We start from the raw sequence: 23,523 nt of genomic DNA, 5'->3' as shown, positions 1-23,523 counted from the left end.
TTTTGACGACTACACCACAAGGTAACCATGTCTCCTGCCATTCATTCCAAGCCGCGCATCAAGCGCATGGCGTATGCCATCCAACTCGTCTTCATCGGTTCGGCCCTGCTGCTGAACGCCCGGGCGCCAGCCATGGCGCAGGAAAGCGCGGCAGCGCCAGCGGCCAGCCAGAACATCCAGGATTTCCAGGTGCCGGCCGGCGACCTGGCGGCGGCGCTGCGCCAGGTCGCCAGCCAGTCCAGGGTCATCCTCAGTTTTACGCCGGAACAGACGCGCGGCAAGACGTCCGCAGGCTTGAGCGGCCGCCACGACGTGCTGGCCGCCCTGAACGGCGTGCTGCGCGGCACGGGCCTGAAGGCCGAGCGCAGCGCCAACGGCAGCTTTGTCCTGCGTCCGGCCGATGCGGCGGCGGGCGGCGAAGCGCTGTCGATGATGCCGGAAGTGTCCGTCAAGGCGCAGCAGGATGCGACGGAAGGCTCGGGCGCGTATGTCTCGCCCCTGCCGATCGCCACGGCCACGCCACTGGGCCTGTCGATCCGGGAAACGCCGCAGTCGGTCAGCGTCATCACGCAGCAGCGCATGCAGGACCAGGGCCTGAACACCATCGCGCAAGTCATGGCGCAAACGCCGGGCATCACCCTGTTCTCGCTGGGCAGCGAACGCTCCGGCTTTACCTCGCGCGGCTATGCGATCACCAATTACCAGCTCGATGGCGTCAACACGCACTCGGAAAACCTGGGCCTCAATGCGATACCGTCGCAAAGCCTGGCCGACATGGCGCTGTACGACCGCATCGAAGTGCTGCGCGGCGCCTCGGGCCTGATGACGGGCGCGGGCGACGCCTCGGGCGCCATCAACATGGTGCGCAAGAAGCCCACGGCGCAGTTCCAGGCGTCCGTCGAGGGCGAGCTGGGCTCCTACGATGAACGGCGCGCCATGGCCGACATCGCGGGTCCGCTGAACGAGGCGCGCACCGTGCGCGGCCGCCTGGTGACGCTGTACGAGGAAGGCGACGGCATCATCGACGGCTATAGCCGCGACAAGAAAGTGGTGTATGGCGTGATCGAAGCGGACCTGTCCGCCGACACGAAACTGACGGCCGGCGTGACGCACCAGCGCAACCGCTCGAAGGGGTCGCTGTCGTACCTGGGCTTCCCCCTGTTCTACAGCAATGGCGCAATGACAGACCTGCCCCGCTCGTTCAGCCCGGCCGCCAAATCGAACCGTTTCGGCAGCAATTCGACAGACGTCTTCGCCACCCTGGAACACGCGCTGGCAAACGACTGGAAGCTGAAAATCTCGGCCAACCGCGTGCAGTCGTCGCAAGAAGAGCGCGCCGTCTACATGAGCGTGAGCAGCGCCTTTCCCGACCAGGCCACGGGCGATGGCCTGATGCTGAACGGCGACTACCGCGATTACCGGCTCAAGGTCAACAGCGTGGACGTCAATGTGCGCGGTCCGTTCAGCGCCTTCGGCCGCCAGCACGAGCTGGTACTGGGCATGGACTACAACGAATTCCAAAGCACGACGGATGGCCGCTTCGACAAGAACATCCAGCAGACCCCCGTCAACCTGTACAGCTGGAATCGCATCGCAGCACCCGTGTTTGGCGATACCTTCGTCACCTACGACAGCACGCGCCGCCAGGCCAGCGCCTATGCCGCCACGCGCCTGAACCTGTCCGAGCGCCTGAAACTGATCGCCGGCGCCAAGGTGCTGCGCTACAGCGAGAATTACATCTCGGATGCGCCTGCCGTGTCATTTTATGGCGAGTCCCCGGCATCGGAAAGCCGCGTCTTTACGCCATATGGCGGCCTGGTGTTCGACATCGACGCCACGCACAGCCTCTACGCCAGCTATTCATCCATCTACCAGCCGCAGGCCGCGCAAGACCGCTATGGCAAGCTGCTGGCGCCGCGCGCGGGCAAGACCTACGAAGCGGGCATCAAGAGCGGCTGGCTCGATGGCCGCCTGAACACCTCGGCCGCGCTGTACCAGATCCGCCAGAGCAACCTGTCCGAATCAGACCCCGGCTACACCGTGCCGGGCACGAACAATCCCGCCAACCGCACCATCAAGGGCGCCAGGACGCAGGGCGTGGACCTGGAAGCGACGGGCGCCCTTACGCCAGGCTGGAACGTGTCGGCATCGTGGTCGTACAGCCAGACGGAAGACAATACGGGCAAGGCGATACAGACCACCTTCCCGCGCCACCTGGTGAAACTGTGGACCACGTACCGCCTGCCCGGCGAGCTGCATCGCCTGACCATCGGCGGCGGCATGAACTGGCAAAGCCGCGTGTATTCGGACATCGATGCGTGGCAGATCGAGCGCACCCTGCACTGGGAACAGAAGGCGTACTCGGTGGCCAGCCTGATGGCGCGCTACGACGTCAGCGACAAGCTGTCGGCGACTGTCAACGTGGCCAACCTGTTCGACAAGCAGTACACGGCGTCGGTCTCGGACTGGTGGTACTCGGGCATGCATGGTCCCGCGCGCAAGGTGGCCTTGAGCGTACGCTACCAGTTCTGATGCCCTGAATCGGCCAGGCAGGCGCGGGGCGAATATTTCACATTATCCAGGGGCCGGTGATACAATTTTCCGCTTCACGGGCAGCACCGTGGCCCGTGCCACAGAGACACCCAAGGAGAATGTGTGAAGGACCTCGCCCCCGCCCTGCCAGCCGATCCGGCCGACCAACCCGCCAATCCCTCGCGCCGGCGCATTTTCCAGGCTGCTTCCGCAGTCGGCCTGGCCGCCAGCCTGCCGGCATTGGCCGACGCCGCGCCAGCCAGGAAGACCATCGCCAAAGGTTCGCTCGACGCGAAACTCAAGGCGCACGTCAAGAACGTGGTCGTGATCTATCTGGAAAACCGCAGCTTCAACAACCTGTTCGCCAACTTCCCCGGCACCAGCGCCCCCCTGTCCGCCGTCACGGCCGAACAGGCGCAGCAGCTGGACCGCGACGGCAAGCCGCTGGCTACCCTGCCGAAAATCTGGGGCGGCCTGGTGCCGAACCAGCAAAATATCGGCGGCATCGATTACCTGATCAAGGAAGACCAGATTTCCGGCCTGCCGAACGCCCCCTACAAATTGAGCGATGCGGCCGGCAAGCCCCTGCCCGAGAGCATCATCACGCGCGACCTCGTACACCGCTTCTATAACAACCAGATGCAGATCAACGGCGGCAAGAACGACGGCTTTGCCGCGTGGGCCGACAGCGGCGGCCTGGTGATGGGCCATTACGGCGAAACGTCGAAAAACCTGAACCTGTGGCAGATCGCCGAACAGTACACACTGTGCGACAACTTCTTCATGGCGGCCTTCGGCGGCTCCTACATGAACCACCAGTTCCTCGTCACGGGCCGGGCCAACGAATACTTCAACGCGGCCGAGACGGCGGCAAAGAAAAAGATCGCCGTGCTGTCCGACGGCCCGCAAGGCGTGCGCCTGGCGATCTCGCCCGACTGCCCCGCCTCCGCGCTCGATGGCAAGCCGAAATACGTCAACGACGGCGCCCTCACGCCGGACGGCTATGCCGTCAACACCATGGCGCCGCCATACCAGCCCAGCTATATCCACCCCGCCTTCGACGGCGACCCGCTGCACGCCGATCCGGCCGACGCGAATACCCTGCCGCCGCAAACCTACGACACCATCGGCGACCTGCTGTCGCGCAAGGGCGTCAGCTGGGCCTGGTATGGCGGCGGCTGGCAAGCGGCGCTCGACCACAAGGGCGGCGGCAGCAAGCCGAATTTCCAGTTCCACCACCAGCCGCTGAACTACTTCAAGCAGTTCGCACCCGGCACCGCCGCGCGCGCCGAACACCTGCGCGACGGCGGCACGGGCGACAGCCCGATTTCGAACAAATTCCTCGCCGCCGCCGTGGCGGGCAAGCTGCCGGCCGTGACCTTCTACAAGCCGCAGGGCAACCTGAACCTGCACGCGGGCTATTCGGACATCGAGTCGGGCGACCAGCACGTGGCCAACGTCATCCAGCATCTGAAGGAGTCGCCGCAGTGGAAAGACATGATCGTGGTGATCACGTTCGATGAAAACGGCGGCTGGTGGGACCACGTGGCGCCGCCGAAAGGCGACCGCTGGGGTCCTGGCACGCGCATTCCCGCCATCGTCGTCTCGCCATACGCGAAGAAAGGCGCCGTCGACCACAGTTTCTACGACACCACGTCGATCCTGCGCCTGATCACGCGCCTGCACGACTTGCCGCTGCTCGAAGGCCTGAAAGTGCGCAATGACGCCTTTGCGTCACGCGGCGCGCTGCCGCCGGGCGACTTGACGGGCGCCCTGAGCTTCCGCTGACACAACAACAGCGCATCCCACAATGCGGCACGCCTGTGATACACTGCGTGCCGCACTTTAATCCGCAGGTCTGCTTTTCCTGCCGATGATATTCACAATGAGCCCGACTCCTGTAGCCGGGCTTTTGTTTTGTGGATGAAGTTAAAGCGTATGGACATAGGCGGACAGCATGCTGCCCGCCCCTTGGCCTTCGCAGGCCAGGGACAGAGGTTATCAAATGAGAGATAAAAAAGACAATGCCACCATCGACTTGCCCGGCTTCGGCCCGCCGCCAGCGCACGATGCGCCAGAGCCGGCGCCGGAGCCACAGCGCCGCGCGCGCCCGCGTAAGGTGGCGCTGAAGCAAGTGCAGCTCGAATTGCTGGAGCCGACCGACGCCACGGGCCTGCCCGTGTGGACGCGCGACGCCGGCCTGGATCTCACCGGCTTGCCCATCTGGGCGCCCGACAATTAATACCACACGCGGGCGGCCGTTTGCAGCCAGCTTCCACACCACCATCCGCACAAGGGCGTAGAACGCCTGTAGACTGTGCCCATCCACCCGCTTTTTACCGGCTCCGCCCCTATGAACACCACCACTGACACCACCACTTCCTTTGCCAGCCTGCCGCTGACGCCCGCATTCCTGGCCAACCTCGATTCGCTCGGCTACCACGAGATGACCACCATCCAGGCGCAAAGCCTGCCGGCGGTGCTCGACGGCCGCGATCTGATCGCCCAGGCCAAGACGGGCAGCGGCAAGACCGCCGCCTTCGGCATCGGCATCCTGCACAAGCTCAATCCGGCCTGGTTTGCCGTGCAGGGACTGGTGCTGTGCCCCACGCGCGAACTGGCCGACCAGGTGGCCAATGAGCTGCGCCGCCTGGCCCGCGCGGCTGGCAACATCAAGATCCTGACCCTGACGGGCGGCGCGCCGATGCGTCCGCAAATCGCTTCGCTGGAACACGGCGCCCATATCGTCGTCGGCACGCCGGGCCGCCTGCGCGACCATCTGGGCCGCGGCACCATCAACCTGAATCACGTGCAGACGCTGGTGCTCGATGAAGCGGACCGCATGACGGACATGGGCTTTTACGAGGAAATCGCCGGCATCGTCAGCGCCTGCCCGGCGCGCCGCCAGACCCTGCTGTTCTCGGCCACGTATCCGGAAGACATCCGCCGCGCCACGGCCTCGTTCCTCGTCAATCCGCTGGAAGTGACGGTCGAGGCGCAGCACGACAACGACAAGATCGAGCAGCGCTTCTATGAAATCGGCTTCGACGAGCGCAACAGCGCCGTCGGCAAGCTGTTGAAACACTTCAAGCCGGAATCGACCCTGGCCTTCTGCAATACCAAGGTGCATTGCCGCGAACTGGCCGAGGAACTGCGCCAGCAAGGCTTTTCCGCGCTGGCCCTGTACGGCGAACTGGAACAGCGCGAGCGCGATGAAATCCTGGTGCTGTTCGCCAACCGCAGCTGCTCCGTGCTGGTCGCCACCGACGTGGCTGCGCGCGGCCTCGATATTTCCGACCTGGGCGCCGTGATCAACGTCGACGTCTCGAAAGACACGGAAGTGCACATCCACCGCATCGGCCGCACTGGCCGCGGCAGCAAGAAGGGCCTGGCCCTGTCGCTGTGCGCGCCGAACGAGAAAAAATGGGTCAAGCTGATCGAGCAGTACCAGAACAGCGCCGCCGAATGGCACGACCTGAAGGAACTGGCCGAGGATGACGGGATGGAGGCACTGCCGGCGCCGATGGTCACCCTGTGCATCATGGGCGGCAAGAAGGACAAGCTGCGCCCGGGCGACTTGCTGGGCGCGCTGACTGGCGACGCTGGCCTCACCAAGGAACAGGTGGGCAAGATCAACGTGTTCGAGTTCATGACCTACGTGGCGCTGGACCGCAAGGTGGCCGAAGCGGCCTTCAAGCGCCTGAACGCGGGCAATACCCTGGGCCGCGACTTCGGCAACATCAAGGGCCGCAGCTTCAAGATGCGCTTTATCGAGGCGTAAGCTGCTGCAATGCAAGCAGGGCCGCCATGGTCCTGCGTCCCGGATAGTCTTGCCACACGGGGTGGCGCCTGCGGTAGTAGCAGTTCCAGTAGCTGATGCTGCGCCGCTCCAGGGTGGCCACATATGCGGGGTTCTCCCGCAGGTAGCGCGCCAGCGCCTGCGCATTCCAGGCCGGCAGCGCCGCCCCGATTCTCTCGACGATCTCCAGCACGTATTCACCGCACAGGTGCACGACGAACGGCACCGTCCACGCCCGCTCCTGCTGCAACAGCTGTTTTAAACACGCTTCGCGCAGATGGCCATCGTGGTGGCGCGTGCCCAGGCACAGGGCGATCACGCCCGCGTCGCCCGCCAGCCGCGCACAGGCCAGCAGCCGCTCGCGGTCGTAATAGGTGCGCGTCGGGATCAGCAAGGCCTCGCCATTCAGGTACACGGCAAATGGCGGGTGTGCCCGGCTGCTGCCCAGCGCGGGCAGCAGCTGCGCCACAGTGCCGGCCAGCGCCGCCGGAAAGGCATCCGCTTCAGCCATCGCTCCCCTCCCGGCACACTTTGCGCACGCCCAGCGCCGGCTTGTCCATCTTTTCAAAGATCACATTCGAATACCATGCGGCAGGATCGCCTTCGGTGGGCTTGCCCAGCGAGATATAAAAACCGTCATGTGTGAACAGGGCCGTGGTTTCCTTGCCTGGCCTTGCGGTCTTCACGAAGGCCGGCCAGGCCGCCTTGTCGACAGGCGCAAACCGCATGGCCAGCAGCGCCAGCAAACGCGCATGCGAGGCCGGCGCATACGGGAACAGATACAGGTACTCGACCAGCTCACCGCCATCGGCCAGGCGCGTGACGGCGGCCGTCGCCGCATCCACTTCACCGCCAAAACTGCACAGCACTCCGCCGCTGTAGGCGAAATCGATGACCGTCGCTGGCGCACACGCCTGCCGTTCGCGGTCGACAGCGGCGGGCGGCAGCGCGCGCACCTGCGCCAGCAGCGCCTCGCCGGAGGTGGCCAGCGCGGGAAAGCCGGGGCAGGCGCCGGCCGCCTGGACGGAGTTCGACAAGGCAAGGCAACAACTCAATAGCAGCAAACGACGCTTCACGGCATCTCCAGTTTCATCAGGCGGCCATTATGCAGGACATCTTCACAAAGGCCGCGCCTGTTGCCCCTGCGGCGTATCGTCGATGTCATAACCGGCCGCGCGCGCCAGGTCGCGCAAGCGGTCCGCCTCGGCCCACTGGCGCTGCGCGCGGGCGATGGCCCGTTCCGCCATCCACGCCTGCACCTGCTGCGGCACTGCCACCTGCGCCGGCTGCCAGGCCAGCAGATCGAGCCCCAGGGCCGCATCGAAGCGGGCCATGGTGGCCTTTTTGACGGCGTCCGGCAGCTCGCTTTTCAGCAGCTCCCAGGCCACGGCCAACGCGCGCGGGTAGTTCAGGTCATCGTTGACGCAGCTCATGAAACGCTCATGCCATGCAGGATCGGCCTCGCCTTCCGCAGCACCCAGGCCATGCACGGTAGAGCGCAAGCGCGACAGGCCGCCGGCGGCGGCACGCAACGCATCGTCCGTGAAATTGAGGCTGCTGCGGTAATGGGCGCCCAGGCACAGGTAGCGGTAGGCCAGCGGATCGACGCCCTGCTCCATCAGGCTTTGCAAACGCAAGAAGTCGCCCGTGGATTTCGACATCTTCGCATCCTGGGTCTTGAGGAACGCGCCATGCAGCCAGAAATTGGCCAGGCGCGTGCCGTGGCGCGCTTCCGTTTGCGCGATCTCGTTGCTGTGGTGGACGGCCACGTGGTCTTCACCGCCGCAATGGATATCGAAATACGCGCCCAGGTGTTTTTCCGCCATCGCCGAGCACTCGATATGCCAGCCAGGGAAACCCAGGCCCCAGGGGCTGTCCCACTCCATTTGCCGCTGGCCCGGCACGCCGCTGAACTTCCACAGCGCGAAATCGCAGATGTCGCGCTTCTCGCCCAGCTCCACCCTCTTCCCCGCCTGCAGGCCGTCGCGGTTCAGGCGCGCCAGTTTTCCATAGCTGTCCTGGCGCGTCGTGTCGAAATAGATGCCGTCGTCCGTGCGGTAGGTATAGCCCTTCGCTTCCAGGTCGAGGATGAATGCGATCTGCTCCGCGATGTGGTCCGTGGCGCGGCACCAGACGGTGGGCGGCAGGATATTCAGCGCGCGCAGATCGCCCTCGAACGCGTGGGTGAATTCGGCGGCGATATCCCAGGCCGACTTGCCGCTGCGGGCGCTGCGCGCCTCGATCTTGTCGTCGCCGCTGTCCGCATCCGACGTCAGATGGCCCACGTCAGTGATATTCATCACGTGGCGCACCTGCAAGCCGTTGAATTCAAGCGCGCGGCGCAAGCCATCGACGAACAGATAGGTGCGCAGGTTGCCGATGTGCGCGTAATCGTAGACGGTGGGGCCGCACGCGTACAGGCCGGCATGGCCAGGAACGATGGTCTCGAAGGGCCGCAGGCTGCGGCTATACGTGTCGTACAAATGAAGTGTCATACGGGACTTTCATGCGCGTTGCGGAAAAAGAAAATGGCCACAGGTTTTTCAACACTGTGGCCATCGGAATGAGGAGTAAAAAGTTTAACGGCGCCGGGCCGCATCCTCGCGAAGCCAGGTACACGGACACAGCGCAGCGGCGGCGCGGTATGCAAGGACTGGATGGAGGATGGAAGAGTTCATGAAGAGAATATCGCATGCGCGCGGGCGGGCCGTCAAGCCCTCCCGCGACGCTGGCCTACTTTTTCGCCTGCTCGATATGCGGCAGCAGCACCGTCAATATGCCCAGCAGCGGCAGGTAGGAGCAGATTTTATACACATAGGCGATGCCCGACACGTCGGCCAGGTGGCCCATTGCCGCGGCCGCGATGCCCGACACGCCAAACATCAGGCCAAAGAAGATCCCCGCGATCATGCCCACCTTGCCCGGCACCAGTTCCTGCGCGAAGACGACGATGGCGGAAAACGCGGATGAAATCACGAAACCGATGATCACCGTCAATACAGCCGTCCAGAACAGGTCGACATATGGCAGCAGCAGGGTAAATGGCGCGGCGCCCAGAATGGAAATCCAGATCACGCGCTTGCGGCCGATGCGGTCGCCGATGGGGCCGCCCATGAAGGTGCCGGCCGCCACGGCGGCGAGGAACAGGAACAGGTACAGCTGGGCATCGCCGAGCGACAGGTGGAACTTGTCGATCAGGTAAAACGTGTAGTAGCTCGACAGGCTGGCCATGTAGATGTATTTGGAAAACACCAACAGGGCCAGCACGCCCAGCGCACCCATCACCTTGTTGCGCGACAAGTTAGGTCCATGGCCGCCCGCCTTCGGCTTGAAGCTGGCCAAGTGGCCGCTATACCAGTGGCTGACCTTGTACAACACGCCGATGGCCAGCACGGCGAGCAGGCTGAACCAGGCGACATTACCGTGGCCACGGTTCACGATGACGGCCGCCGCCAGCAGCGGGCCCAAGGCGGAGCCGACGTTGCCGCCCACCTGGAACAGCGACTGGGCAAAGCCGTAGCGTCCGCCCGACGCCATGCGGGCCACGCGCGACGCTTCCGGGTGGAAGGTCGACGAGCCGACGCCGATCAGGCCCGAGGCGATCAGCAGGGTCGGGAAAGTCGAGACGATGGACAGCATCAGCACGCCCGCCAGGGTAAAGCACATGCCAACGGGCAACAAGAATGGCAGCGGACGGCGGTCCGTGTACAAGCCGATCCAGGGTTGCAGCAACGATGCCGTGCACTGGAACGTCAGGGTTATAAGGCCGACCTGGGTAAAACTGAGTGAAAACTCGGCTTTCAGCATCGGATAAATCGACGGCAATAATGCCTGGATCAAGTCATTGAGCAAATGCACGAAGGCGACGGCGCCCAGAATGTGCATGGCCAGACCGGATTGTTGTTGGGAACTATGAAGCGAGGGAGCCGCCGGCACGGGCTTGGCCAGTGCTGGGGCAGGTGTGGTTGTGTGCATGTGTCATCCGCAATAATCGGGCACGGCTGCGGCCCGGCAAAGAAGCCAGTATAGTATGGTCACTGAACTGACAACTTCCAATAATCGTCGCCCAAGTGACAACTAAGTGACAATCAGGTGACAATCCAACGACGCACATGTACACCCACCAACCCGCCCAGACCCACCCCGATGGCGTGCCGTTCAGCCGCAGCACCAGCTCGCACGATTACCAGCACGTGCCGCGCCCCGTGACGGCCATGTCCAGGCAATACGTGGCAGGCGACTACACGGCGCCGCACAGCCATGTGCGGGCGCAACTGCTGTATGCGACGGAAGGCGTGATGCGCGTCTCCACCGGACACGGCGTGTGGATCCTGCCGCCGCGACGCGCCCTGCTGATCCCCGTGGGCGTCGTGCATGAAGTTCACATCTTGAGCGAACTGAGCATGCGCACCGTGTACATCGATGCGCAGGTAGCGGCCCAATATGGCGCCGATTGCAAGGTACTGGAAGTGAGCCGCCTGTTGCGCGAGCTGATCCTGGCCTTGCTGGCCGAACCGATCGAATATGCGCTGGCGGGACGCGGTGACTGGCTGGCGCACCTGATCCTGTCGGAACTGGCGGGGGCCGATACCGTCCCCCTCGCCATCCCCTGGCCGCGCGACCGCCGCCTGGTGGCCGTCTGCTCGGCCATCATGAGCGCGCCCGGCAGCCGGCGCAGCATCGAGGACTGGGCGCAGGACGCGGGCGCCAGCGCGCGCACCCTGATCCGTTTATTCCCCAAGGAAACGGGCTTGCACTACCGCCAATGGCTGCAGCAAGTCCACCTGGCCGAGGCCTTCTGCCGCCTGGACCGGGGTGAAGGCGTGGCGGCCATCGCCTATGCGCTGGGCTACGCCAGCCCCAGCGCCTTCAGCGCCATGTTCCGCCGCATCCTGGGCCGCACGCCACAGCATTACCTGAGCGAGTGGCGCGGCGCCGATTAAATGAAAAAAGCAGCCCGCGGGCTGCTTTTTTACATGTTGAAGCCTACTCTTTTTCGCCTGCAATCAAGCGGTAGGCCAGCGCGCCCAGCAAGGCGCCGATAATCGGTGCCAGCCAGAACAGCCACAGCTGGCTCGTCGCCCAGTCGCCCACGTACAGGGCCACGCCCGTGCTGCGGGCCGGATTGACGGAGGTATTGGTGACGGGAATGCTGATCAGGTGGATCAGGGTCAGCGCCAGGCCGATCGGCAGCGGGGCGAAGCCAGCCGGCGCGCGCTTGTCGGTGGCGCCCAGGATGACGATCAGGAAGAACATCGTCAGCACGATTTCAATGACCAGCGCCGACAGCATCGAATAGCCGCCCGGCGAATGGGCACCGAAGCCGTTCGAGGCAAAGCCCTTGCTGACATCGAAACCGGCCTGGCCGCTGGCGATCACGTACAGCACGCCGCCGGCCACGATGGCGCCCAGCACTTGCGCAATGATGTATGGCAACAGTTGATTGGCGGGAAAACGGCCGCCGGCCCACAGGCCGATCGAGACGGCAGGATTCAGGTGGCAGCCCGAGATGTGGCCGATGGCGTAAGCCATGGTCAGCACCGTCAGGCCAAAGGCCAGCGCTACGCCGGCAAAGCCGATGCCGAGGCCGGGAAAGGCGGCGGCCAGCACGGCGCTGCCGCAACCGCCCAGGACCAGCCAGAACGTGCCGAGAAATTCGGCGCCATATTGTTTCATGATGTATTCCTTTAAAGTGACGAGAAAACGTGCCAGGGACGACCAATCGGACCGCTCACCACCTTTGCCCCGCCAGGTAGCGACGGCAAAGCACAGCACCAGCAACGCACCGCTGCGTAAGCTGCAGAGCGCGCATAATGACATGATGTCATTATCAATGCAACATTATTACGTACAATAATGTTAATAGTTCTCTTGACACCTAAAGGTTGTTTTGATAATTCTCACGCTGCAGGACGACGCATGTACTTGTGTGGCGCCTCCAGCGGCGCAAAACCAAAGCTGGCATACAGGCCATGCGCGTCATCGGTCCCCAGCATCCAGGCGACATCGCGCACACGCGCATCGCCGAGCACGGCGGCCACGATCTGCTTGCCATAGCCGCGCCCCTGGTATGGCGGCAGCACAAACACGTCGCGCAGGTAGGCAAAATCCGTGTAATCGGTGATGACCCTGGCGAACGCCACCTGCTGCCCATCCACATAGCCGCCGAAACACAGCGCGTTGGCGATCCCCTTGCGCACCGTTTCGATCGCCACGCCGCGCTTCCAGTACGATTGCTCGCTCAGGTAGCGGTGGATCATGGCCACGTCCAGCTCGCCGCGTTCGCTGGAAATGCGCAGTGGCGCGTGCATCAGTTCTTGAACAACAGGTCGGCTTCGGCGATGCTGGGTTCGCCGAAGTAAACGGTGCGCAAGCCGCCCTTGCCATCGCTGCCCATATACACGCCCGTCATGCTGCGCTCGGCCGGGTCGTACAGGATGGAGTAGCGGTGGCCGCAATTGTGCGGTTCGCAGACACTGCTCAGCAGGCGCGCCTTGCCGTCGATCTCGACGGGCTTGAGCGGGCTGGCCACGCCATCCGGCACCCAACGCTGCCGCTTCAGGCCAGCTTTTTTCAAGCCCACATTGAAGGCCTTGCGAAACGCGTAGTCCGCCTTGTAGACGTCGGGGAAATACGGGCAGGTGTGGCCGCCGTCGCAGCTTTGCGCCTGCTCGATCAGCGACAGCCTGGGCGTACGCGCGTGCGCCGGCAGCGTGGCCAGCGCCACGGCGGCACCAAGGAACAGGGGTAAGAGCAAACGTGCGGACATGCAATCTCCTAAAAGCATCATGTAATGCCGGCAGCATAGCAGAATGGCATGCTTGCGCACCGTCTCAGGGAGAACAGCGGATACCGACGACCCCGTTGACCTTGCCTTCCGGCCAGCCCGTCTCGCGCCAGCGGTACACGCCGGGCGCGACGATGATCAATTGCCATTCCACCAGCTTGCCAGCGGCATTGAGGCGGGTTTCATTGTCATAGCGTAAAGTCAGGCTGTGCTCCGTTTCCGCCACCACCGTCGCGGCAAAGCGGTTGGTTTCACCCAGCTTGCTTTTCCACGTCCGGTCGTTAAAGATCGCCAGCCGCTGATGATCGTCAGACAGCTGCATGCGCGTAAAGTGCCGCGCTTCTTCGCAAACACTGTTCGTATTGACGCTGTCGGACCAGCTGCCAGACAATTGCGCGGCGTCAAAAGGAGTCGGGGTGGCGGTCACGGCCGCACTCAGCAGCAAGATTGCAAGCATAGTTTATCGAAAGAAAACGAAAAGAAAATTCATGGCTGGCGCAGCGCCAGGGTGATGCTCGACGGCAGCGCGGGCGTGCGCCGGTGCAAAGTCGCCTGCTCATACGCATAGGCCATCGCAATGAGCTGCATGTCGCCGTGGGCCGGACCGATGAAGGACAAGCCGACCGGCGAGCCCCCGGCCACGCCGGCCGGCACCGTGATATGCGGCAAGGCCGCCGGCGCCTGCGATGCGCCATGACAGGTAGGCCCCACCAGCGCATCGAGCCCATGCGAACCCAGCAATGCTTCGATGCCGCCAGGCCCGGGCGCGGGCGGCATCTCGATCAGTTCCGCGCCCTGGTCGCGCAGTACCAGCAGCGCCTGCCCGATCACGGCATCGGTCCCCGCGCACAGGCCGAACAGGCTGCGCGCCACGCCGATGCGGCGCCCATGCAAGCCGGCGGCATCGAGCACCACGCCATCGGCCAGGCGCTCGCCCGTCAGGGCGGCGAGCAGCCAGGCCGCCTCGCGCACGCTGGGGGCCATCGGCCCGGCCATGGCTGGCTCGCCGCCCTGCCCGCCAGCGGCCCTGCCCGTGGGCTTGATGGCGACCAGGCCGCAGTCTGAAGCAGGCGCGACGATGGAACCGTCCGCGGCGCTGTCGACGGCCAGGATGGTCAGCCCGGCCCAGCTGGCAGTGGCATGCGGCACGCTGACGGCAGCCCACTGACGCAAATTGCTTTTGCCGATGATGACGGCGCCGGCCGCGCGCAAGCGCGCCGCCACAAAGGAATCGCAGCTGGCCTGCGTGGCCAGGGGGGCTTGCGTGCGCGTCTTCATGCGGTCGCCCGTGGCGATATTGTCGCGCAAGACGACGGGAATGCCATGCAAGGGGCCGCGCACCTTGTGGACCTGCCGCTCGCGGTCCATTTCCAGGGCAATTTTCAACGCATCGGGATTGATTTCAATGCCGGGATAGGTCCGCGTGCCGATGCTGCACAGCGAGCGGATGCGCCCCAGGTACTGCGACGTCAGCGCATGGGAGCTGAGTTTGCCTGCCTGCATCATTTGCTGTTGCGGCAAGACGCCGGCATCGAGCAGATGGGCCATGGGGCTGGCGGGCGCCGAGGCACGGGCCAGCACGGGACGCGCCACGCCCCGGGACGCGCCACTGCGTAACATCTGACTGCGCTGCATGCTATCTCCAGGAAACTTCAATGTTTCTACCGCAATAATGTTCTAGCCATAGCATAGCAGTCCCTGCAACACAATTGTTGTTGAAGGGAATTATTTTTTAAGCAAAAAAAACGCTGCCCGAAGGCAGCGTTTTTTGATCATCCAGCACTGGAGCAAGCCAGGCCGGCATATGCCGGGCCATGCGAGCGGCGCAGTGCAACGATCTATCAGTTGCGTACGACACGCTTGTATTCGTTGGTACGGGTGTCGATTTCGATGACGTCGTCCTGTGCCACGAACAGCGGCACTTGCACGGTGTGGCGGTGCGCGTCGATGGCGTTTTCGATCTTGGCTTCTTTCAGGACGTTGCCCGACGTGTTGCCCTTGACCGCTGGCTCCGAATACACCACTTGACGGGCGATGGTCGTAGGCAGTTCAACGGAGATCGCTTTGCCGTCGTAGAAAATGGCTTCGCATTCCATGCCATCTTTCAGGTAGTTCAGCGCTTCGCCCAGGTTTTCTTCTTCGATTTCGTACTGGTTGTACTCGGTGTCCATGAAAACGAACAGCGGGTCGGCGAAGTACGAATACGTCACTGGCTTTTTATCCAGAACAACAACGTCGAACTTGTCGTCGCCGCGGAACACGTTTTCCATCGGGGTGTTCGTCAGAAGATTTTTCATCTTCCATTTGTAGGTGAAGCCCGTGCGGCTCGAACCGTTGACATCAGAACGCAACACGATCATTGGCTTGCTGTCGACCATGATGATATTGCCAACACGAATTTCTTTTGCGGGTTTCATAGGAATGTACGTAAAAAGTGGGTTGCATGAAGACCATCTGCCGCCTGTGCGCCATCAGCACCGCAAGCTTGCGTTTGATCGGTTAAAAATACGTTAGAAATAACCGGGCATTTTACCTTAATTTTGAGCAAGCGCCTATCTCGTCGCGCCAGCGAACGCCAGCAGCTTACTTGCCAGATCGCCATTAGCCTGCATCTGCCTGTGCCAGTCCTGCGCGCGCGCCCTGATGCGTGGCAAATCGGCCTGCAATGCGGGCCACAGCTGCGACCACGGCAAGGCGTCCGCGCTGGCGCCATTCCAGGCCAGCGCCACCTGCACCAGGCTGTCGATGGCGCCGTCCGCATCGGCCGCATAGCGCTGCAGGAAGGCACGCAATTTCACATGATGCAAGTTTTCATCCTGCAGATAGATATGCCAGAGAAACGGCTGGCCGGCCCATTGCGCGCGCACGAAGGAATCCTCGCCGCGCACGAAATTGACGTCGCAGGCCCACAGCAGGCGGTCGTAATCGTCCTGCGGCACGAACGGCAGCACGCGCACGGTGAGCGCGCCGCGCGTGCGCGCCGCACCAGATACCGCCGCATCGTCGCCGATAAACGTCTGAACGGCATCGATCGCGACGCCTTCCGGCACCAGGCACGTTACAGGCTCGTTCCCTGCCTGCCAGACCGCAAACAGCTCGGCGACGGGAGCGGACGGGTAGCAGAACAGTGATACCTTCAAGGCGGACATTTCCGCCGCCGTCACGCCGAATTGACTCAGGAATGCCGCCATGGCGGGTGCATCGGCCTGGAACGCCAGCCTTTTCTCATCCAGCGCCGCTTCGCGCAGCAAGCCGCCCGTCTTGTTCGTGAAGCCGGGAAAGAAGAAATGCTTGATCATGCCGTGGCGCGGCGACGTCAGCGCGTGGCAGCCCTCGACCCACTCTTCCGCGGTCAAGCCTTCCAGGTTCAGCCACACGGGATGCGGCGCGCACTGCGCCATGGCGCTGATATAGCCGGGCGGAATGTCGCAGGCAAAGAATTCGATGACGATGTCGGCCACGTCGCCGGGCACGAACGCGCCATCCTGGCCGCGCCAATGGCGTACCGTGACGCCGGAGACGTGCTGCGCTTCGGCCGCCACGTCGATTTCCGGGCAGATGCGCCGGAAACTCGGCAAATCATCGACCCACAGGGTGACGGCCACGGCATGCTCGCCGCTCAACTGCCGCGCCAGGCGCCAGCAAATGCCGATATCGCCGTAGTTGTCGACGACTTTGCAGAAGATGGCCAGGGATGGTGCGCGATCGGTAGGAAGTGGCATATTGAACGGAAAGAGAAAAACGTGGGCATGGCGACCCATAACAAAAAAGCCGCGCTGTTACCAGGCGGCTTTTTTGTTGGCTGATTCAGCCGGTCTGGCGTCCCCAAGGGGATTCGAACCCCTGTACTCACCGTGAAAGGGTGATGTCCTAGGCCTCTAGACGATGGGGACAGAAAATCTGTCCTGGATGCGCTGCTTTGCATCCCGACCTGTTACTACTTGCGAATCTGGCGTCCCCAAGGGGATTCGAACCCCTGTACTCACCGTGAAAGGGTGATGTCCTAGGCCTCTAGACGATGGGGACAGAAATCTGTCCTGAATGCACTACTTTGCATCCTGACCCGGTACTGCAGCAATATTGCAGAAACAAAAAAAGCCTGACTTGTCAGGCCCATTCAGCACTGCACTCTTACTTTACAACTAAATCCTGGCGTCCCCAAGGGGATTCGAACCCCTGTACTCACCGTGAAAGGGTGATGTCCTAGGCCTCTAGACGATGGGGACCTGTGCTGACTTTACTCTCAGCGGACTCTTCGTTGAAGGCTTTGCTTAGCCCCTCAAAAAAGCGTGCGCGAAGTTTAACACGAAGCGATTCACGAAATCAACTGCTGGCCTTCTTATTTTCCACCTTTTTGCATCCCCCTCCCTATGGAAACAAGATGATGGCAGGAAGATATGCAAAGCAACAGCGCGCCAGGCATGCAGGAAAAACCGCGCCAACCTCCCGGCGCGGCAAAAGCACTCCTTAGCGCAAGATATCGTCCGTACTGGTGATGCGCACATCATGCATCTGGTTCAGATACGCCTCCAGATAGCCCTTGTGGGATGCGCCGACGATGACCAGCACGCGCATGCCCGGGCGCGCCGCCATGATTTCGCGGATATTCGACGCCATGCGCAAGTTGCGCACCTCCCAGGAGGCGACGTAGTTGCGGCCGTAACGCTGCGGCGAAGGCTCTTCGAGCGCCGCGCCAAAATCGCCACGGAAGGCCAGATCCGCCTCGGCGCGTCCGTTATAGGCGCGATAGATCGCCAGCACACCGGCAGGCGTCGTCAATTGCTCCTCAAAACCGGCATGGGTGCGCTTGCGCTCGGCCGAAAAGGAGTTATTCCAGGCCGCCCTGATAGCCTTGGCATACGCCTTTTCATCGTCAACAGGCATATCGGACGTATGGTCATCCATGCCATGCACCCGCTCGTGCCCGCTCTTCGCTGCCAGCACGGCAGCGATCTGATAGCTCTCGTTGCGCTGCATCAGCAGGGAATTGAGGTTTGCGGCCAAGGGCTCGCTCACGCCGTCACCGGCGCGCCGCTCCTCGACAGGCAGACGCAGCCACTGCACCAGCGCCGATGCGCGCTCGCCACCAGCCAGGAACAGGGAGGCCAATGTACGCCGCTGCGCGGCAGACGGCGCCGCCGGCCAGGCGGCCAGCAAATCCTCCGCCTGCGCCGTGGCCGCGACCACATCCAGCCCCGTGGCGGCCCGCGCGACGGAAGTGTCATAGCAATACGCTTTCACCGTATCGCCATAGCGCTGCGGATAGGCGCGCAGGTAAGCACACTGCAAACCGGAAAGCGCCTCGATCGCGATCGCATCCGGCCGCCAGTCCGCCAGGCGCTCGTTGAGCAAGCTCAATTGAGACGGATCAAACGATTTTGGCAATTGCGCCAAATGGGGCGAGCCGAGCACCAGCACGTCATTGAACGGGCCCTTTTGCAACTTCAGCGCACCGGGATCGAATTTCGCCACAGGCGGCGCCTCCGCATGCGCGGGAACGTGCATAACGGCGGCAAGAAAAAAACTGGCAAATACGCGGTGCATCCTGTCTCCTCATTGTGATGGTCCATTTTTTATCAGCAGGCTTGATGCAATCAAGCCGCCTGCCAAATGTAACCACTCCGCAAATCACTGTCAGTTATATCCATGCAACCAATAGGCACAAAAAAAGCCGCTCAAGGCGACTTTGAATATCTTGTGACTTAATGCTATTGGCGGAGGTTGACGGCAGCTAACCACGACCACTTGCGAAGAAATCGACAGCACAAATAAAAAAAGCCGCTCGAGGCGACTTTGATTATCATGTGATTTCTGCGCTGTTGGTGGAGGTAAGCGGGATCGAACCGCTGACCTCTTGCATGCCATGCAAGCGCTCTCCCAGCTGAGCTATACCCCCCGGGCGCAGAAACACTGCTACTTCTTTACAACCACAACACCAGACTGAACTGGCGTCCCCAAGGGGATTCGAACCCCTGTACTCACCGTGAAAGGGTGATGTCCTAGGCCTCTAGACGATGGGGACCTCGGCACTACAGTTTTACCACCTTACTTCTGCGCTGTTGGTGGAGGTAAGCGGGATCGAACCGCTGACCTCTTGCATGCCATGCAAGCGCTCTCCCAGCTGAGCTATACCCCCCCGGGCGCAGAAATAATAAAAGCCGCACTTGGCGACTTTGTTCCACTACTTGCTTTCCATCCAGATTCCGCTTTTTACGGGTCTGAACTTACAACAATCAGTACAAACAACTGCCACCACTATACCACAACTACCTGGCGTCCCCAAGGGGATTCGAACCCCTGTACTCACCGTGAAAGGGTGATGTCCTAGGCCTCTAGACGATGGGGACCGCGGAACTTCCAAACAACAACTGCACCACTTCAACGACTAACAAAACCTGACTGCGATTTTGCTGCTGGTGGAGGTAAGCGGGATCGAACCGCTGACCTCTTGCATGCCATGCAAGCGCTCTCCCAGCTGAGCTATACCCCCGTTGGTGCAGAAACAAGAGTATAGCAAAGAAGTTTCACTCTGCAAATACCCTTTTTCGTCTATGAGCAACTTTTCATAGGAGCGGTTTCCGCACTCTCTTTTACGACGATTTAATCGCGATGCTTACAACCACTTTGCCAGGCGCGCCAGCACGGTGTCGCGGCCGAACATCACCACTACCTGGTCGATGGCCGGGGTCTGCAACTGGCCCGTCAGGATCAGGCGCAAAGGCATGGCCAGCAGCGGCATCTTGATGGTGTTGGCGGCCAGCACTTCCTTGATCATGGCGGCGACGGCTTCCTTGCTCCACTCCACCGTGGCGATGCGCTCGGCAAACTGCGCCAGCACGGGCTTGATGGTATCCGTGATGTGCTGCGCGACCAGTTCCGCTTCCGGCTGCGGCTCGCGGAAGAACAGCATCGAGGCGGCAGCCAGTTCATTGACGGTGTTGGCGCGCTCTTTCATCATGCCCAGCACTTGCGCCAGGTCCGGCGCGCCTTCGAAGACGGCGCCGGCGGCGGCCATTTGCGGGCGCGCCAGGTCGGCCAGACGCGTGTTGTCGGCCTGCTTGATATAGTGGTTATTCAACCAGGCCAGTTTTTCATTGTTGAACTGGGCCGCCGATTTCGACAGATGGTTCAGGTTGAACCACTCGCAGAACTGCTCGGTCGAGAACACTTCATCGTCGCCATGGCTCCAGCCCAGGCGCGCCAGGTAGTTCAGCATCGCTTCCGGCAGGAAGCCTTGCGCCGGATAATCCATCACGCTGACGGCGCCATGGCGCTTCGACAGCTTTTCGCCGTCCGCACCGAGGATCATCGGCAGGTGGCCGTACAGCGGCAGCGGTGCGCCGATGGCGCGCAGGATGTTGATCTGGCGCGGGGTGTTGTTGACATGGTCGTCGCCGCGGATCACGTGCGTGATCTGCATGTCCCAATCGTCGACGGCCACGCAGAAGTTGTACGTCGGCGTGCCGTCCGGGCGGGCGATCACCAGGTCGTCCAGTTCGCGGTTCGAAATCGTGATCGTGCCCTTGACCACGTCATCCCACGTCACGTCGCCATCGAGCGGATTCTTGAAGCGCACGACGGGCTTGCGGTCGGCAGGCACGGCCGGCAGGGTTTTGCCCGGTTCCGGACGCCAGGTGCCGTCGTAGCGCGGCTTTTCGCCGGCGGCGCGCATGCGCTCGCGCATCGCTTCGACTTCTTCCGGCGACGAGTAGCAGTGATATGCAGTACCTTCGGCCAGCATCTGTGCCACCACTTCGCGGTAGCGGTCCATGCGCTGCATCTGGTAGAACGGGCCCTCGTCGTGGTCCAGGCCCAGCCACTTCATGCCTTCGATGATGGCTTGCACGGCTTCCGGCGTGGAACGCTCCACGTCCGTGTCTTCGATGCGCAGCACGAAAGTGCCGCCGAAGTGGCGGGCATACGCCCAGCTGTACAAAGCGGTGCGGGCGCCGCCCAGGTGCAGATAGCCGGTCGGGCTGGGAGCGAAACGGGTACGGACGGGAGTAGCGGTTGTGGTCATCGAAGTAATCAGGCTTGAATAAGTAAAACGCCATTTTACTCTGTTGACCGCCGCCGCTCCACAAGCGCCGTCACAGCTGCAGCAGCCGCCTTTTCACTTCGTCCGCCTGCGCATGCAGCGCCTGCTCGAACAGGGCGACAAGTTGCGACAGGGGCCGGTGCAAAGGTTTCACGAGATTCACCGTGAACGGCAGGGACACGGCGAAGCGGCGGATCTGCAAGCCCTGCCCCGCATAGTCGAGGGCCGTGAGCGGATTGACGATGGCCAGGCCCACGCCTTCGCGCACCATCGCGCACACGGAGGCGGCGCTGTGCGTGTCGAGCGCCATGCGCCGCTCCACGCCCGCCTGCGCGAAGATGGCGTCGATCTGCTGGCGGTAGGGGTCGACGGCGGCCAGGCTGATGAAAGGCTGGCCCGCAAAATCGGCCGGCTGCAGCACGGTCTTGCTGGCGAGCGCATGGCCGTCGGGCAGCACGCACACTTCATCGACGGACATCAGGGTGTCGAGCGCCGTGCCCGGCGGCGCATTGCCCACTTCCGTCAGGCCGATGTCATGGCGCTGCGCCGACAGCCACTCTTCCAGCAGCGGCGACTCCTGCGGCGTGATGCTGATGCTCACCTTGGGAAAATCGGCCACGAAGCGCTTGCACGCCTGCGGCAGCAGCGACTGGGAAAACACGGGCAGGCAGGCGATCGACAACTGTCCCTGGTCGAACTGGCGCAGGGCCGCCGCCGTGCTGACGATGCGCTCGAGGCCGAAATACGCGCGCTGCACTTCCTCGAACAGCTGCAGCGCCTGGGCCGTGGGACGCAGCCGTCCCCGCTCGCGCTCGAACAGGATCAAGCCCGTCAAATGCTCGAGGCGCGCCAGTTCGCGGCTGACGGTGGGCTGCGACGTATGCAGCATGGCGGCGGCGGCCGTCACGCTGCCCGTCGTCATGATGGCGCGGAAGACTTCGATATGGCGCAGGGAGATAGTCATAGCCATATCATAAATGAATAAGGTAGGCCTAAATAGATATTTTATGTTTACAAAGAAAACCCGCATCATGGCCAGCATCGTAGGTCGGATTAGCGGGCAAAGCCCGCGTAATCCGACGCCACCCATCATATGACAAAGACCACACCATGAAACCAGTGCCAGACGCCACCCTCGCCCAACTCGCCCAGGAACACGGCACCCCCCTGTGGGTGTATGACGCGGCCTCCATCCGCGCGCGCGTGGCGCAGCTGGCGCAGTTCGACACCGTGCGCTTCGCGCAAAAGGCCAACTCGAACATCCATCTGCTGACCTTGATGCGCGAAGCGGGCGTGCACGTGGACGCCGTGTCGCTGGGCGAGATCGAGCGCGCGCTGCAGGCAGGCTTTACGCCGGCGCAAACCAACGGCGCCGCCGGCGTGGTGTTCACCTGCGACCTGTTCGACCGCGCCACCCTGGCGCGCGTGGCGGCGGCTAAGATCGAAGTCAATTGCGGCTCCGTCGACATGCTGCGCCAGCTGGGTCCCGTGTCGCCCGGCCACCGCGTCTGGCTGCGCATCAATCCAGGCTATGGCCATGGCCACAGCAACAAGACCAATACGGGCGGCGAAAACAGCAAGCACGGCATCTGGCATGAAGAGCTGCCGGAGGCGCTGGCCGTCATCCGCGCACATGGCCTGCACCTGGTCGGCCTGCACATGCACATCGGCTCGGGCGTCGACTACAGCCACCTGGAAACCGTCTGCGGCACCATGGTCGATCTGGTCAAAAACATGGGCCACGATATCGAAGCCATTTCCACGGGCGGCGGCCTGTCCGTGCCCTACCGCGAAGGCGAGCAGCCCGTCGACACGGACCACTACTTCCAGCTGTGGGATGCGGCGCGCAAGCAGATCGAGGCGCACCTGGGCCATCGCGTGCACCTGGAAATCGAACCGGGCCGCTTCCTCGTGGCCGACGCGGGCTTGCTGGTGGCCGAAGTACGCGCCACCAAGCAAATGGGCGGCAATCACTTCACCTTGCTCGATACGGGCTTCAATGAACTGATGCGCCCGGCCATGTACGGCAGCTACCATGAAATGTCGGTGATCGCGCATGACGGCCGCGCGCTGGACACGCAGCGCGCCACCGTCGTCGGCGGCCCCCTGTGCGAATCGGGCGATGTGTTTACCCAGCGCGATGGCGGCGTGGTGGAAACCCGGCAGCTGCCGGCAGCACAGGTAGGCGACTACGTGGTGTTCGAGGGCGCGGGCGCGTATGGCGCGTCGATGTCGTCGAACTACAACAGCCGCCCCCATGCGGCGGAATACCTGGTCGACGGAGAACAATCCCGCTTGATCCGCCGCCGCCAGACGGTGGCCGAGCTGATCGCGCTGGAACAACTCTAAAACCGCGCCGCGTGCGGG

At 62.8% G+C, this 23,523-nt stretch carries 20 protein-coding genes and 8 tRNA genes; 6 read left to right on the top strand and 22 right to left on the bottom strand.

What is annotated here, in order from left to right; genetic code table 11:
• The first annotated feature begins 27 nt into the window (after nt 1-27).
• The 4 genes from LSO07_RS11010 (at nt 28) to dbpA (ending at nt 6,313) form a co-directional block, all read left to right on the top strand.
• Complete coding sequence (locus LSO07_RS11010; protein ID WP_151093888.1) at nt 28-2,532, top strand: TonB-dependent siderophore receptor; 2,505 nt, start codon at nt 28-30, stop codon at nt 2,530-2,532.
• 123 nt (nt 2,533-2,655) lie between these two features.
• The gene (locus LSO07_RS11005) at nt 2,656-4,320 is read left to right on the top strand and encodes an acid phosphatase (protein WP_151093886.1); all 1,665 of its coding nucleotides are present in this window, start codon (nt 2,656-2,658) and stop codon (nt 4,318-4,320) included.
• Between the two features lie 217 nt (nt 4,321-4,537).
• The gene (locus LSO07_RS11000) at nt 4,538-4,774 is read left to right on the top strand and encodes a hypothetical protein (RefSeq protein WP_034778081.1); all 237 of its coding nucleotides are present in this window, start codon (nt 4,538-4,540) and stop codon (nt 4,772-4,774) included.
• Between the two features lie 111 nt (nt 4,775-4,885).
• Nucleotides 4,886-6,313: an ATP-dependent RNA helicase DbpA gene (gene dbpA, locus LSO07_RS10995; RefSeq protein WP_070253445.1), complete on the top strand. Its 1,428-nt coding sequence runs from the start codon at nt 4,886-4,888 to the stop codon at nt 6,311-6,313.
• On the opposite strand, the gene LSO07_RS10990 is transcribed toward dbpA, so the two are convergent.
• The 4 genes from LSO07_RS10990 to LSO07_RS10975 form a co-directional block, all read right to left on the bottom strand.
• Complete coding sequence (locus LSO07_RS10990; protein WP_151093884.1) at nt 6,300-6,842, bottom strand: hypothetical protein; 543 nt, start codon at nt 6,840-6,842, stop codon at nt 6,300-6,302. The genes dbpA and LSO07_RS10990 overlap by 14 nt on opposite strands.
• Nucleotides 6,835-7,407: a hypothetical protein gene (locus LSO07_RS10985; RefSeq protein ID WP_151093882.1), complete on the bottom strand. Its 573-nt coding sequence runs from the start codon at nt 7,405-7,407 to the stop codon at nt 6,835-6,837. Before LSO07_RS10985 ends, LSO07_RS10990 begins: the two co-directional genes overlap by 8 nt.
• Before the next feature lie 42 nt (nt 7,408-7,449).
• Nucleotides 7,450-8,826 (bottom strand): cysteine--tRNA ligase, encoded by a 1,377-nt coding sequence (gene cysS, locus LSO07_RS10980; RefSeq protein WP_151093880.1) that lies wholly within the window; start codon nt 8,824-8,826, stop codon nt 7,450-7,452.
• 238 nt (nt 8,827-9,064) lie between these two features.
• The gene (locus LSO07_RS10975; protein WP_080753177.1) at nt 9,065-10,306 is read right to left on the bottom strand and encodes an MFS transporter; all 1,242 of its coding nucleotides are present in this window, start codon (nt 10,304-10,306) and stop codon (nt 9,065-9,067) included.
• Between the two features lie 137 nt (nt 10,307-10,443).
• Here LSO07_RS10975 and LSO07_RS10970 point away from each other — a divergent pair, with 137 nt between their 5' ends.
• Nucleotides 10,444-11,274, top strand: a complete 831-nt coding sequence (locus LSO07_RS10970) for an AraC family transcriptional regulator (RefSeq protein WP_070253440.1) — start codon at nt 10,444-10,446, stop codon at nt 11,272-11,274.
• Between the two features lie 43 nt (nt 11,275-11,317).
• Here LSO07_RS10970 and aqpZ read toward each other — a convergent pair whose 3' ends face one another.
• From aqpZ to LSO07_RS10880, 18 genes are all read right to left on the bottom strand, one after another.
• Nucleotides 11,318-12,007: an aquaporin Z gene (aqpZ, locus tag LSO07_RS10965; RefSeq protein ID WP_034778070.1), complete on the bottom strand. Its 690-nt coding sequence runs from the start codon at nt 12,005-12,007 to the stop codon at nt 11,318-11,320.
• Between the two features lie 224 nt (nt 12,008-12,231).
• Complete coding sequence (locus LSO07_RS10960; protein ID WP_034778067.1) at nt 12,232-12,642, bottom strand: GNAT family N-acetyltransferase; 411 nt, start codon at nt 12,640-12,642, stop codon at nt 12,232-12,234.
• Nucleotides 12,642-13,100, bottom strand: coding sequence for an Ivy family c-type lysozyme inhibitor (locus LSO07_RS10955; RefSeq protein ID WP_191909621.1), 459 nt, complete (start codon nt 13,098-13,100; stop codon nt 12,642-12,644). The genes LSO07_RS10960 and LSO07_RS10955 overlap by 1 nt, the downstream gene beginning before the upstream one ends.
• A gap of 64 nt (nt 13,101-13,164) precedes the next feature.
• Nucleotides 13,165-13,575, bottom strand: a complete 411-nt coding sequence (locus LSO07_RS10950) for a hypothetical protein (protein ID WP_151093876.1) — start codon at nt 13,573-13,575, stop codon at nt 13,165-13,167.
• A 29-nt stretch (nt 13,576-13,604) separates the two neighbouring features.
• On the bottom strand, nt 13,605-14,753 hold the full coding sequence (locus LSO07_RS10945; RefSeq protein ID WP_225317247.1) for an amidase family protein: 1,149 nt from the start codon (nt 14,751-14,753) through the stop codon (nt 13,605-13,607).
• Nucleotides 14,754-14,959: 206 nt separating this feature from the next.
• The gene (locus LSO07_RS10940) at nt 14,960-15,535 is read right to left on the bottom strand and encodes an elongation factor P (protein WP_034758247.1); all 576 of its coding nucleotides are present in this window, start codon (nt 15,533-15,535) and stop codon (nt 14,960-14,962) included.
• Between the two features lie 135 nt (nt 15,536-15,670).
• Nucleotides 15,671-16,840: an elongation factor P maturation arginine rhamnosyltransferase EarP gene (earP, locus tag LSO07_RS10935; RefSeq protein ID WP_151093874.1), complete on the bottom strand. Its 1,170-nt coding sequence runs from the start codon at nt 16,838-16,840 to the stop codon at nt 15,671-15,673.
• A gap of 95 nt (nt 16,841-16,935) precedes the next feature.
• Nucleotides 16,936-17,011 (bottom strand) — tRNA-Glu (locus LSO07_RS10930).
• Between the two features lie 57 nt (nt 17,012-17,068).
• Nucleotides 17,069-17,144: transfer RNA gene (locus LSO07_RS10925), tRNA-Glu, on the bottom strand.
• A gap of 124 nt (nt 17,145-17,268) precedes the next feature.
• Nucleotides 17,269-17,344: transfer RNA gene (locus LSO07_RS10920), tRNA-Glu, on the bottom strand.
• A 241-nt stretch (nt 17,345-17,585) separates the two neighbouring features.
• Complete coding sequence (locus tag LSO07_RS10915; protein WP_151093872.1) at nt 17,586-18,662, bottom strand: DUF5694 domain-containing protein; 1,077 nt, start codon at nt 18,660-18,662, stop codon at nt 17,586-17,588.
• A 276-nt stretch (nt 18,663-18,938) separates the two neighbouring features.
• Nucleotides 18,939-19,014, bottom strand: a tRNA-Ala gene (locus tag LSO07_RS10910).
• Between the two features lie 50 nt (nt 19,015-19,064).
• Nucleotides 19,065-19,140 (bottom strand) — tRNA-Glu (locus LSO07_RS10905).
• Nucleotides 19,141-19,178: 38 nt separating this feature from the next.
• Nucleotides 19,179-19,254 (bottom strand) — tRNA-Ala (locus tag LSO07_RS10900).
• 135 nt (nt 19,255-19,389) lie between these two features.
• A tRNA-Glu gene (locus tag LSO07_RS10895) sits at nt 19,390-19,465 on the bottom strand.
• A 67-nt stretch (nt 19,466-19,532) separates the two neighbouring features.
• Nucleotides 19,533-19,608, bottom strand: a tRNA-Ala gene (locus LSO07_RS10890).
• A 123-nt stretch (nt 19,609-19,731) separates the two neighbouring features.
• Nucleotides 19,732-21,138 carry a glutamate--tRNA ligase gene (gltX, locus tag LSO07_RS10885; protein ID WP_151093870.1) on the bottom strand — a complete coding sequence of 469 codons (1,407 nt, stop codon included), beginning with the start codon at nt 21,136-21,138 and terminating at the stop codon, nt 19,732-19,734.
• Between the two features lie 70 nt (nt 21,139-21,208).
• Nucleotides 21,209-22,120, bottom strand: a complete 912-nt coding sequence (locus LSO07_RS10880) for a LysR family transcriptional regulator (RefSeq protein WP_034778051.1) — start codon at nt 22,118-22,120, stop codon at nt 21,209-21,211.
• Between the two features lie 146 nt (nt 22,121-22,266).
• On the opposite strand from LSO07_RS10880, the gene lysA reads away from it, so the two are divergent.
• The gene (lysA, locus tag LSO07_RS10875; protein ID WP_151093868.1) at nt 22,267-23,505 is read left to right on the top strand and encodes a diaminopimelate decarboxylase; all 1,239 of its coding nucleotides are present in this window, start codon (nt 22,267-22,269) and stop codon (nt 23,503-23,505) included.
• Nucleotides 23,506-23,523 lie beyond the last annotated feature (18 nt).

It is taken from the genome of Janthinobacterium sp. PLB04 (assembly GCF_021165895.1).
Taxonomy (GTDB): Bacteria; Pseudomonadota; Gammaproteobacteria; order Burkholderiales; family Burkholderiaceae_D; genus Janthinobacterium; species Janthinobacterium lividum.
The sequence above is the reverse complement of the archived record's forward strand: the minus strand, read 5'-3'. Positions and strand labels throughout refer to the sequence as shown.